The 11,922-nt window shown below is 43.3% G+C and carries 12 protein-coding genes and 1 pseudogene; 1 reads left to right on the top strand and 12 read right to left on the bottom strand.

From position 1 onward, the window contains the following. Position 1: 1 nt before the first annotated feature. The 12 genes from LRP83_RS07055 to LRP83_RS07000 all read right to left on the bottom strand — a co-directional run bounded on the left by LRP83_RS07055 (position 2) and on the right by LRP83_RS07000 (position 11,490). A complete protein-coding gene (locus LRP83_RS07055; protein WP_230495982.1) occupies positions 2 to 724 on the bottom strand; it encodes a creatininase family protein in 723 nt (240 codons plus the stop codon). A 57-nt stretch (positions 725 to 781) separates the two neighbouring features. Beyond that, on the bottom strand, positions 782 to 2,122 hold the full coding sequence (locus LRP83_RS07050; protein WP_230495981.1) for an amidase: 1,341 nt from the start codon (positions 2,120 to 2,122) through the stop codon (positions 782 to 784). Positions 2,123 to 2,125: 3 nt separating this feature from the next. Further along, positions 2,126 to 3,064, bottom strand: coding sequence for a M14 family metallopeptidase (locus tag LRP83_RS07045; protein ID WP_230495980.1), 939 nt, complete (start codon positions 3,062 to 3,064; stop codon positions 2,126 to 2,128). Positions 3,065 to 3,135: 71 nt separating this feature from the next. After that, positions 3,136 to 4,779, bottom strand: coding sequence for an ABC transporter substrate-binding protein (locus LRP83_RS07040; protein ID WP_230495979.1), 1,644 nt, complete (start codon positions 4,777 to 4,779; stop codon positions 3,136 to 3,138). Positions 4,780 to 4,878: 99 nt separating this feature from the next. After that, entirely contained in the window at positions 4,879 to 5,697 is an 819-nt protein-coding gene (nikC, locus tag LRP83_RS07035; protein ID WP_230495978.1) for a nickel transporter permease, read from the bottom strand. 14 nt (positions 5,698 to 5,711) lie between these two features. Next, positions 5,712 to 6,725 carry an ABC transporter permease gene (locus LRP83_RS07030; protein ID WP_230495977.1) on the bottom strand — a complete coding sequence of 338 codons (1,014 nt, stop codon included), beginning with the start codon at positions 6,723 to 6,725 and terminating at the stop codon, positions 5,712 to 5,714. A 24-nt stretch (positions 6,726 to 6,749) separates the two neighbouring features. Continuing rightward, complete coding sequence (locus tag LRP83_RS07025; protein ID WP_230495976.1) at positions 6,750 to 7,706, bottom strand: ABC transporter ATP-binding protein; 957 nt, start codon at positions 7,704 to 7,706, stop codon at positions 6,750 to 6,752. Continuing rightward, positions 7,660 to 8,679: an ABC transporter ATP-binding protein gene (locus LRP83_RS07020; protein WP_230495975.1), complete on the bottom strand. Its 1,020-nt coding sequence runs from the start codon at positions 8,677 to 8,679 to the stop codon at positions 7,660 to 7,662. The genes LRP83_RS07025 and LRP83_RS07020 overlap by 47 nt, the downstream gene beginning before the upstream one ends. Positions 8,680 to 8,690: 11 nt before the next feature. Then, positions 8,691 to 9,344 carry a GntR family transcriptional regulator gene (locus tag LRP83_RS07015; protein WP_230495974.1) on the bottom strand — a complete coding sequence of 218 codons (654 nt, stop codon included), beginning with the start codon at positions 9,342 to 9,344 and terminating at the stop codon, positions 8,691 to 8,693. Further along, complete coding sequence (locus LRP83_RS07010; RefSeq protein WP_230495973.1) at positions 9,341 to 10,381, bottom strand: ketopantoate reductase family protein; 1,041 nt, start codon at positions 10,379 to 10,381, stop codon at positions 9,341 to 9,343. The genes LRP83_RS07015 and LRP83_RS07010 overlap by 4 nt, the downstream gene beginning before the upstream one ends. A 9-nt stretch (positions 10,382 to 10,390) precedes the next feature. After that, the gene (locus LRP83_RS07005; protein ID WP_230495972.1) at positions 10,391 to 11,212 is read right to left on the bottom strand and encodes an SDR family NAD(P)-dependent oxidoreductase; all 822 of its coding nucleotides are present in this window, start codon (positions 11,210 to 11,212) and stop codon (positions 10,391 to 10,393) included. Between the two features lie 11 nt (positions 11,213 to 11,223). Further along, positions 11,224 to 11,490, bottom strand: coding sequence for a hypothetical protein (locus LRP83_RS07000; RefSeq protein WP_230495971.1), 267 nt, complete (start codon positions 11,488 to 11,490; stop codon positions 11,224 to 11,226). A gap of 172 nt (positions 11,491 to 11,662) precedes the next feature. Here LRP83_RS07000 and LRP83_RS06995 point away from each other — a divergent pair. After that, a pseudogene (locus tag LRP83_RS06995) lies at positions 11,663 to 11,922 on the top strand (M20/M25/M40 family metallo-hydrolase); the annotation flags it as partial.

Genomic DNA, 11,922 nt, shown 5'->3' with positions numbered 1-11,922 from the left:
TTTAAACCCTCCCCCTTGTTGTGTTCCACATTATTTCGATATCTTTAATCATTAAAGGAACAAGTGCCTCGAAAAGCTTGTGTCCTTTTTCAGCGGTGGCAGCACCGGGGTCACCAGAATAGGCATCTGGAAACATATCCTTGCCCCAGCCATGATATTTGATGTTCGGTAACGTCCCGAATTCCTGTGGTTGAAGCCCCTCCGTATAAGCGAGTTTCTTATCGATTGCTAGCACCAACGCGGTTTCATCCTCGCCACCATGACCAAATCCCGGTGTAATCTCGACAATCGTATGACGATAATCTAGCCACCAATTTATAGTCATAACGATTGCACCTAGTTCAGCTAATTTTTCTGTAACGATTTGCAGACTAGGAATATTTCCACCATGGCCGTTAAAAAGAACGATGTATGGAAAGCCATTTCGGTAGAACTCTTTGCCCACTTCATACACATAATTGGAGAAAGCGTCAGTTGAGACATCAATCGTCCCTTCAAATGGCAGTAATCCGAACGAACGACCATAGGGAATTTCCGCTCCAATCAACAGCTGCTCTCCCATTTCAGCATCAATCCGACGCAGGAACTCTCTTGGAATCAGAACATCTGTCCCTAAACTTGCATGTGGCCCGTGTGCTTCCATCATGCCAATTGGAATGATAGCGGTCTTAATCGATTTTTTGACTTCTGAAAACTGTTTACGGTTGATGTCCATCATGTACATCGGCAATTACCTCTTTTCGGTTTTATGTTCCGTTTGCATTTCCTGATCGCTGCGAACCTATAACGATTCATTAACAATCCCAGGCCACTTCCGGTCTAGCCTCGCTCGCTTTTCCAGTTTCTCAGCAAAGGCAAGCAACTTTCCTTCCTGGTTCCATCCACCCACGATTTGCATGCCCACAGGTAATCTACCAATCTCTGAAAAGCCCATGTTCAATGTTATCGCTGGGTGTCCTGATAAATTAAACGGGCCGGTAAAGGTCATTTCGTTTAATTCGGCGTCGCCGATGACTGGATCTTCTTCCGGTGCGGTGAAGGCGACCGTTGGCATCACGAGGAAATCGACTTCTTCAAAAAGACGAGAAATCTGACGTCTCCATTCAGCTTGGTTCTTCAAGGCATTGAGGTAGTCGAGCGTTTGGTGGACCCTTCCAGCTTGCAGTTGCTGGTAGGTACCGAGTGCATAGTCATCTTTACGATGGAACCACTTTTGGTGAATGCTCGCTGCTTCTGGCAACACCATATTCATGACGTCCTTCTCACTTTCGTTCCAGTTCGGGATTTCCACTGTCTCAACGGAATCCGCTAATTCCTTCACAAGGTTGATTGTTTTGCCGTATACCTTCCGTACATCGGTTGTTAAACTTCCTAAATATGAATCTGGGAGTATGGCTATTTTTTTACCATAAGAGTGGTATTCCTCGTCAGTTCCCTCATAGATATTCATTAACATGGCCACTTCTCGGACTGTTTTGGCTAGTGGACCGGCATGATCGAGTGACCAGGATAATGGGAAGACACCGTTTAGGCTCATTTTGCCATATGTAGGCTTTAGTCCAACCACACCGCAATAGGAGGCCGGGATGCGAATGGAGCCTCCTGTGTCACTACCAAGTGAGAAATAGCCGACACCAGCCATAACAGCGGCGGCTGACCCCCCACTTGAACCACCAGCCGTTTTTGTTACGTCCCATGGGTTATTCGTTTGTTTAAAATCTGGGTGGGCGATGCCATAGGCGAACTCTAGCATGTTGTTTTTGCCAATCAAAATCGCTCCGGCCGCTGTAAACCGCTCAACCACTTCAGCAGTTCGTTCAGGGACATTGTCCTTTAATACGTTGGACCCGCAAGTGGTTCTTATTCCTTTTGTGTCATATAAGTCCTTTGCTGAAAATGGGATTCCGGAAAGGACCGAAAGTTGTTCACCAGCCATAAACCGCTTCTCCATATCGCGAGCCATTTCAAGAGCTTCTTTTTCCAACATAGTGATGAACGCACATAAGGAGGGCTCAACCTGCTGATAACGCTCAAAAACCAGGCGTATCACCTCAACGGGCGAAACCTCCTTTGACCGATACAGTTTAGCAACTTCTAAAAAACTCATTGCCAATACGTCCATTTTCTACTCACCTACCGCTAGCAATGGATCATTTACATTGATTGCGAGACTGGTGACGAGGAACAAAATGACGCCACTTGTTCTAGCGTAGATTTTCTCCATCGTTTCACCGAATTCGTCTACCAGTTCCCCTAGTAAATCACCTTTTGCTACGCTTTGACCAATCATGACATTGGAGTACCAGAGACTTTTAGAGCTTGCTCGGTACCAATCAAATCTCGACAAATGGGTAGATGCGGTTTCAACTATGTCACCGGCTAAAATGCCGATTGATCTTAGCACATTTTTAGTCCCTTCTTGTAATCGATGAGAATCGGTAGGGTCTAACAATCCGTTTTGTCCAGCCTCTGCGATGATCGCAACTTTCCCTTGCTCAGCAGCAGTGCCGTAGGTGGAGCCCGGAACTTGCCCCGTACTGCCAACAACATAGTTGATATCAAACAACGAGGCGATTTTCTTCGAATCCTCGACAAGTTGTTGATTCTCCGTTATATGGTAAATAGTGAACGGAACTAACGACTCAATCATGTCACCGCCGTGAAGGTCGATGATGTAATCTACTTCTTTAAAGCAAAGCTCATTTATCCAATATGCTAAGCGCTCAGAATCAGTCCCATCTACTCTACCGGGAAAAACACGATTTAAATTCTTCTGGTCCCTTGGGTGCACATATATGCTTCTGGCGTAAAAGGAAGCGGGGTTTGCTATTGGCAACACGATTACGGTGCCTCTTATTTCCTTTGCCTGAACCGAGCGGCCAATTTTCAAAGCGGCATCGATTGATGTATATTCACAGCCATGTATGCCTCCTAGTACTAGTACCTTTGGCCCATCCGTTTCCCCTCTAATTAAGAAGGCTGGTAATCTTTCTGGAACGGTTGGAAGCTCCAGATAACCGTTCACTTTTTCCCCTGGAGCTACCTGTAAGTTACCTATTATCATAAGAACTGCCCTCCTTAAGGTAAAAGAAAGAAGACAGTCGCTAAGCACAACCTAACGACCGTCCTCCTAGCTTATTTTTTCGTGATTTTATGGAATGGAACATACCACGTGTTCATTGGGTTGATTTCATGTCTTTCTACCCATTCACGTTTTGCTGCTTGCACGCTTCTTTGGGCTAAGAAAATGTACGGAACATCTTCAGCCATAATAGCTTGAATTTCTTTATATGCCGCATCTCTTTGGGCATCATCTACACTTTTTCTTGCAAGCTCTAGAAGTTCGTCAATACGTTTATTCTCATAGAATGCTAGGTTAAATCCTGGTCCTTTACTAGAACTATGAGCGAAATACCATAGGTTGTAATCGGGATCAGCATAGTCTGGTGTCCAAGCAACTAGACCAAAATCGTGCTTTCCGCTTGTTACTAGGTCAAGGAATGTTGGCCAAGCGTACGTTTTAATATCAACGGTTACACCGATTTTCGCTAGGTCGGATTGTAACATTACTGCGATGTTTCGACGTACTTCGTTGTTTTCTGAAATTGCCATTTCAACGGTGAAACCACCTTCTTGACCCGCTTCCTTCAGTAATTCCTTTGCTTTGTCTAAGTTATAATCATACTCTTTTACGCCATCGTTATAACCGAACATCCCTTTTGGAACGATACCGCCGATACGCTCACCGTTACCAAGGAAGACATTGTCAATAATGACGTCATAGTTAATCGCATGAGCAATCGCCTGGCGCACTAGCTTATTATCTAATGGCTTTTGAGTCATATTCATTGGGAAGTAGTCGATTTGGAAACCTGGTGCATTCACGATTTCCACGCCATTTTTCCCATCCATTTGCTTAATAACGTCTGGAGATATCATCGTGTCATCTAGTAGGTCTAGTTCACCTTTTTCAAGCATTAAACGAGCTGTGGATGGCTCTGGAACAATATTGATGTTAACTGTTTTCATGGTTGGAGTGCCACCCCAGTAGTTTTCGTTTGCTTTTAAAACTAACTTCTGACCGCGATCCCAGCTTTCTAAAACGTAGGGACCTGAACCAACTTCCTTATCAGCTAAATAACTTTCTCCTAAATCTTCACCATGGTTATCAGCGAGATTTGGGTTTAAAATGTTACCAAATACAGTTCCTAATGCTTTGATAAATGGTCCAAATGGTTTTAGCAGTTTAATTTTAATAGTATGATCGTCAACGATCTCAAAGCTGTTCTCGTCAATTACTTTACTAAAAATACCAGCAGCTGATTTTCCAATATCAATCGCTCTGCGGAAAGAATATTCAACTGCGGCAGATGTTACAGGTGAGCCGTCATGGAACTTGGCATCCTTTCGTAAAAAGAATGTATAGGTTGTGCCGTCTTCTGAAATCTCCCAATTTTCAGCTAGCTGCGGGACCACCTCTGTTGTGGTTCCATCATACGTTACCAAGCGGTCATACAGCATGTATGTGACCCGGAAAGATGTGTTTGCTGAAGTTCCGTGTGGGTCTAAGTGCGGGATATCTTGGTTTGTTGCAAAGTTAAATACATCCTTTTGCGGTGCACCTGGATCTTCTACGACCGCATCATCATCCGGCTGTTCCTGTTCATTTTCTTTCGGCGGGGTTGTGGTTTCTTCATTGTATTTGTTACATCCAACAAGAAGGACGAAGGACATGAAAATTAAAAAGACAATCTTTAACCATTTGCTTTGCTTTGGCACCGTAATTTCCCCCTTTAATTTTGTTCATATGGCTTACTTTCTTAAAAAAATTCACCAACTCCCCACAACCAGCCCCCTTCCTTAATGGATATCAATTGATTATCGCTGCTTCGGATCGAGAATATCGCGTAAACCGTCCCCGAGCAGATTAAATCCTAATACCGTGAAAAGAATGGCTAAACCTGGGAATGTTGCCGCCCACCATGCTTCACGAAGTATTTCGCGGCTGGAGGATAGCATTGCTCCCCATTCTGGTGATGGTGGTTGCGCACCGAGACCAATGAAGCTTAGGCCAGCTGCAGCTAATATGACAAACCCGAAATCCAAGGACGCTTGGATACTGGCAGGAGCAATCGAGTTAGGTAGAATTTCTTTAAAAAGGATACGAAAGGGATTGGCACCTAAAGCACGTGCCGATTCAATAAACTCAGCGTTTTTTATAGCTAAAACGGATGAGCGAACAATCCTTGTATACCATGGCCACCATACGATTACGAGCGCGAGTAACACATTCTCAATCGAAGGTCCAAGAGCAGCGGCAATGGACATGGCTAAAATAATACCTGGGAACGATAAAAAAATATCGGTTGTTCTCATGATGAACTGGTCAACGATTCCACCGAAATAACCAGCGATAGCACCGAGTATGGTGCCAACTGGAAAGGATAAGATGACAACGAGAAAGCCAATTTTTAATGAAATTCTCGTGCCGTGTACGATTCTACTAAAAATATCCCGACCCACTTCATCCGTTCCGAATATATGCTCCTGGCTTGGGGGTTGCAACTTGTTGACAATGTTGACTTCTGTAGGACTATGTGTAGCAATTAATGGCGCGAAAAGTGCCGTAATGACTAGGATGAAAACAACGAGAAATCCGAAAACCGTTAAAGGACTTGAAACTAATCTTCTAAACAAGAGAATCCCCCTTTCTATTCGTACTTTAACCTCGGATCGATAACGTGATAGAGGATATCAATAATCAAATTAACTGTAATAAAAAGTACAGCGATAAGAATCGTAACTCCCATAACGGCTGGAAAATCAAGATAATTAATCGCATTAACAGCGTACCTTCCTAGACCTGGCCAGGAGAAAACGGATTCAACTAGGACACTTCCGCCGAGAGCATGACCGAATGTCATTCCCATTAAAGTGAGGATGGGCATCATCCCGTTTTGTAGAGCATGACCGTATAGAACTCGGTTTTCGGAACCACCCTTTGCGTATGCCGTACGAATATAGTCGCTGCGTAACACCTCGAGCATGCTTGAGCGCGTCATCCTTGTGATCATCCCAATGGTTACAGCTGCCTGCGTGAATCCTGGTAAGATAAGATGGATTAACGATGACTTGAGTGCTTCCCAGTTTCCAGTTAGCAAACTATCAATGGTGTACATACCGGTAATCGCTTCAGGTGGGCTCACCCAAGAGTCAATTCTTCCACCACCTGGTAAAATACCAATTTTTAAATAGAAGAATAATAGTAGAATAATTCCCAACCAGAACGCTGGCATGGCCACTCCGGTAAGAGCCATGAAACGGGTTATTTGGTCCGGGATTTTATCTTTTTTATTGGCACTAATGATTCCAAACGGTATTCCAATTAAGACGGTTAGGAACATCGAGAACAAAGTCAGTTCAAAGGTGGCCGGGAAATAGCGCTTTAAGTCCTCACTTACTGCTTGTTGCGAGTAAGTACTTTTCCCAAAGTCACCCTGAACCAGTCCATACATGTATTTACCATATTGAACATAAATTGGATCGTTTAAGCCCATCTCTTCTCGTAATCTTTCAATTCCTTCCGGTGTTGCCTTCGGTCCTAATATTAACCGGGCTGGATCTCCTGGAATGGTATTGGAGATAAAGAAGGTTAGGATCGTTATTCCTAGTAAAATGGGCAGCATCAAGATGAGTCTTTTTACAATAAACCTAATGGCTCCCAATATCTCTCCCCCCTTTAGAAAAATTTACACATAAATACATGCTGCCCAGTGACCGAACTGTTTCTCCCGTAATGCTGGTGTTTCCGTTCTACAATCCGAAGTTGCCACTGGACATCTCGTATGAAAGGCACAACCAGTCGGTGGATTGATGGGGCTTGGCAAATCCCCCTCTAAGATTATGCGTTCCCGCTTTTGACTCGGGTCTGGGATTGGTAAAGCTGATAACAAGGATTTGGTGTAAGGATGCAAGGGGTTTTGGTAAAGTTGGTCTACATGAGCAAGCTCGACTATTTTCCCTAAATACATCACGGCTACTCTGTCAGATATGTGCTGTACGACCGATAAATCATGCGAGATGAAAATATAGCTGAGATTGAATTCCTTTTGCAGTTCGACAAATAAGTTTAATACTTGTGATTGCACAGAAACGTCTAAGGCGGATACCGGTTCATCAGCAATAATTAAATCAGGGTTTAATGTTAATGCACGAGCAATGCCAATCCGCTGCCGTTGTCCACCGGAAAATTCATGTGGATAGTTGTCAAGTTGATCCTTCCGGATGCCGATCTTTTCTACTAAACTTTCAATCAATTTCATTCGTTCTTCTCGATTACCGATCCCATGAATTTTTAATGGTGCCTCAAGAATACTGCGAATGGTACTTCTTGGATTAAGGGAGGCATAGGGGTCTTGAAAGACAATCTGCATGTCCTTTCTTATATTCTTCATTTGTTTACGGTTGAACTTTAAAATATCCTGTCCCTTGAACTTGATCTCCCCAGAGGTTGGTTCCGCTAGACGAAGAATGGAACGTCCTAGACTAGATTTACCGCAACCTGATTCGCCGACGATTCCCAAAGTTTCTCCCTTATTCAATGTAAAACTAACACCGTCAACCGCTTTTACGTACTTTTTTTCAGATAAGAAACCTTTGCTAATGGGAAAGTGTTGTTTTAGATTCTTGATTTCTAGTAATGTCATCCTTTAGATCCTCCCTCCTTTCGTCATATAACCAACAAGCTACACGATGGTCATCGGTTAGCTGCAGTGTTTTTGGTTGTGCTTGACGACAGATTTCCATCGCATCCTTACAGCGATCCGCAAATCGGCAGCCTATTGGTAGGTTCTGTGGTGAAGGGACCGTTCCAGGGATAGAGCCTAAAGTTCGTTTTCGCTCACCAACACGTGGAATCGCCTCTAATAAGCCTATTGTGTAAGGGTGCCTCGGTCGTTGAAAAAGCTCATTCACTTCGGCTTCCTCGACTACCTTTCCTGCGTACATGACCATCACACGGTTGCACACTTCTGCCACTACCCCTAGGTCATGAGTAATCATGATGATGCCCATATCATTTTCCTGTTTGAGCTTGTTCATTAACTCGAGGATTTGCGCTTGAACCGTTACATCTAACGCAGTCGTGGGCTCGTCACAGATGAGCAGCTGTGGTCGGCAAGCCATTGCGATGGCGATCATAATTCGTTGGCGCATTCCACCAGATAATTGGTGTGGATATTCTTTTACCATTTCCTCAGCGCGGGGGAGGCCCACTTCTTTTAAAAGCTCAACAACCCGGTCCTTGCGTTCTTTTTTGGTAAGGTTTGTGTGTAAAATTAACGCCTCTTCAATTTGTTTACCGACGGTGTGAAGGGGGTTTAGGGACGTTAACGGATCTTGAAAAATCATCGAGATTTGATTACCCCTAATTTTTTCTAGTTTCTTTTTGGAAAGTTTACTAATAACCTCAGAGCCGACCTTTACTTCCCCAGCTAATTTGGCTTTATCCGGTAATAATCTCATAATCGATAACGCCGTCATGCTTTTGCCACAGCCTGATTCGCCAACGATGCCCAATGTTTCTCCTTTTTGTACTTGAAAGCTCACATCGTCAAGGATGCTAATAAACTTTCCTGCGCGTTTTAACGATAATTGAAGGTTTTGGACCTGTAAAAGCAATAGTGCACCTCCTATAGATTGACATTTTTCAAGTCTTGTAGGGTTAATAAATAATGATTAGAAATGACCTTTTGAATCGCTTGTAAGTCCCCACTTTGGAATGCTTCGACTAGAAGGTGATGATTCTCCACCACCTTGCTTGCCCGTGTAGGCAGATTGTTTGCAACGGTGAAATACATCGCCCCTACCTGTGTGTCGAGCTGTTGGTGCATATGGATTAAGCGCTGATGCTTTGAAGCAGATACGATGGTATGGTGAAAGCGAATATCTATTCGTGCCTCTCTTTCAAGATCATTTTCTTCAAGCGCCTTGCTGAAATCGTTGATGAGCAGGTCTAATGTGTCAAAATCTTTTGCCGTTAGATTCGGGCTAGCAAGTCGAGCAGCCTCGCTTTCAAGTAGAGCTCGCAACGTGTAGATTTCGTAAATATCTTGTGTGGATAAAGTTGAGACGAACGTGCCTTTATTAGCTTCATGTTTGATGAGACCTTCGTTTTGTAAAAGCCTTAACGCTTCACGGATTGGCCCTCGTGAAATCTCCATTTTTTCTGCCAATTGAACTTGATTGACCCTTTCACCTGGTTTAAGCGTACCGTTCAGAATCATTTTTCGAATGAGTGTTGCGACGTCATCTGATAGAGTTCGGTGGTCTATACGTAGTTTCATTGGCTATGCACCATTTTGTATAAGTTGTTTAGTTCGGTTAAATTATCCCAGCTCATTTGGCGAATACCTGCTTCAAGTTCTTGGATCGCTTGAACGAGTAATGTGGTTAAGGGCATTGATATCCCATGCTTTTTACCGATTTCGATGATCGGCACAAGCTGACGGTCGACCTCGGTTTTTCTTTTTCGAACAGCGAGGTCACGCCAAATTCCACTCTTCGTTTTTTTGTTAGTGGCCATTCTTTCAGCAAGTTGTTCCAACTGAGCGTTCAGCTTGGATTGATTTCTTGATTCTCTTGGAAAAACTAGACTAGGTTCCCAGTCATCAAAGCCTAGTGGGTGTACCCCTTCTTTGTCAGCCACCTCGAGAATCTCTGAGCATATCTCCATCAGAGCATCACGATACTCGATTTTTCGAACAACACCTACCATCGTTTCATCCACTAAGGCTGTGGCATAAAGGAGACCGGCGTAGGACATTTTCCCCCAAAGGTAGCCCCAAACATTTGTCGTTGTTTGTGCCGGCCCCCAACAACTTAGTGTTTCTTGGATTGATTGAATACGTGGTGACAGGCTACCGTCAAGTTCACCGATGTATAGCGATGCAACGCCTCCATAAAGAATTTTGGCTGGTTCGAGATAATCGGCGGAAAAATTAACGAAACAGCCTACTGTCCGGCTTTCACCTACTAAACTGGCAATCTCATCTTCACAAAGACCATTTTGAAAGGAGACAACATACGAGTTCTCAGTTAATAAAGGTAGAAGTGGTGATAGTGCTTCTCTAGTATGATGAGCTTTTACACAGAGATATACGGCTTCAAGTGGCTTGGCGCGTTCAAGTAATTCTTCTGGTGTTGTAGCCTGAACGGGGACGGTAAAGGTATCGTCAGGTCCCTCGATAGTGAGACCAGCTACGTTCATTTGCTTGACATGTTCTTTATTGACGTCACATAGTGTGACATCATGGTTTCCGCGTGTTAGGTATGCTCCAAGCACTCCTCCAATTGCTCCTGATCCAATAATGGTAATTTTCATAGTTTCCTCCTAAAATAGCTGTAACCCTCCATCAGCTGAAATGATTTGTCCACTCACATATTTCGCGAAGTCCGAAGCAAAAAACAGAACGGGATAGGCAATGTCCTCTGGGTTACCCAATCGCTTGACGGATATGGCTTCAAGTAGTGCCTTTTGTGATGCATCACCCATATTCTCCCATTGCTTAATGGAGGAAGGATTAGATAGCACGAAGCCTGGTGCTACATTGTTTACGGTTATCCCATAGGGCCCCAGTTCACGTGCCATCTGTCTTGTAAAGCCAATTTGTCCGGCTTTGGCACTTGTGTAGGCTTGGATGCCGGTTAAGCTACTGCTCCGTCCAGCCCCGCTTGAGATGTTAACGATTCTACCGTAGTGTTGCTTTTTCATATACGGTGCCACAGATCGGGTCATGTAAAAGGCTGCATCTAAATTGATGTTCATTACTTTTTGCCATTCTTGGTCGGAGACCTGTTCAATCGGCTGGTGAACTTGACCCACCACTCCACCTGCGTTGTTGATGAGAATATCAAGTTGATTGTTATGAGTGGCGGCGATCGACTGAACAAGTTGATTAATTGCATGGCTATTGGTTAAATCGATGCAGTGTGTACGTATGGTGCCGGGGTGTGTGGTTTCTAATAAGGCATGCTCTATGGTTGTTTGAGTTTCCTTTAGCTCCGTTTCAAGAATATCCAATGCGTGTACATGTGCCCCGCGAATGGCAAATTCCCAGCAAATTGCACGACCGATGCCATGACTTGCTCCAGTCACGATCACCACTTTGTCACTGAAAACAGTCGATTGTAAACTGTTAACACTTTGGAACAATCGAATTCCCCCTATGTATGGATGGTTAAAATATAACTATTTTTTAGATATTTTAATGATTTAATGGCTGTAATGATTTTGGCCAATAGGTAGTTCTTAATGCCGTTCCCTTGTTTTGAATTTTCTGAAATATTTAACTTGATTGTAATGTTAAATGATTGCCCAGGCCATATCAATGGCTTCGACAAAAGTAGTTTAAAAATTCCGATATTAGAGTTTTTGTGTCGGATTTTCGAGAAACGAAGGATGGTAGGTAGTTTATGTTTATCGATTCTCACACTTAATTCCCTCCTTTTTAGTAAAATTGCTAGTCAGTGTTAACTAAAAATTGAGTTTCTAGATATATAATGATCTGAATATTGGCTATTTTCGAGAAAACAATTGATATTTTTCGAATAACGAAATAAATTAGGTGTATAGGACATATTTTTTATAAAAGGAGAATGTTGCATGGATATCCGTTTAAAAGAATCAATAGATAGTTCTCTTCCTACTTCTATTGAGAGATTAAAAGACTTATGTGCCCTTCCTTCTATCTCTGCTCAGAAATTAATGATCCCCGAGACAGTTGACTATTTGAAAGAGTTGATTGAACGATTGGGTGGTCAGGTACAGGTGCTTGATGAATGTCCAGGTAGTAATCCTGTCATTTTGGCAACATTCGAGGCGGGTCCAAATGGGAATAGTAATAAGACATTACTGTTCTATAA

Source organism: Pseudoneobacillus rhizosphaerae (assembly GCF_917563885.1).
In the GTDB taxonomy this organism is placed as follows: Bacteria; Bacillota; Bacilli; order Bacillales; family Cytobacillaceae; genus Pseudoneobacillus; species Pseudoneobacillus rhizosphaerae.
This window is presented reverse-complemented; position numbering and strand designations above follow the sequence as displayed.

Coding starts and splice junctions, on each gene's coding strand:
- LRP83_RS07055 (WP_230495982.1), bottom strand. CDS start 724: ATGTACATGATGGACATCAACCGTAAACAGTTTTCAGAAGTCAAAAAA.
- LRP83_RS07050 (WP_230495981.1), bottom strand. CDS start 2,122: ATGGACGTATTGGCAATGAGTTTTTTAGAAGTTGCTAAACTGTATCGG.
- LRP83_RS07045 (WP_230495980.1), bottom strand. CDS start 3,064: ATGATAATAGGTAACTTACAGGTAGCTCCAGGGGAAAAAGTGAACGGT.
- LRP83_RS07025 (WP_230495976.1), bottom strand. CDS start 7,706: ATGACATTACTAGAAATCAAGAATCTAAAACAACACTTTCCCATTAGC.
- LRP83_RS07015 (WP_230495974.1), bottom strand. CDS start 9,344: ATGAAACTACGTATAGACCACCGAACTCTATCAGATGACGTCGCAACA.
- LRP83_RS07010 (WP_230495973.1), bottom strand. CDS start 10,381: ATGAAAATTACCATTATTGGATCAGGAGCAATTGGAGGAGTGCTTGGA.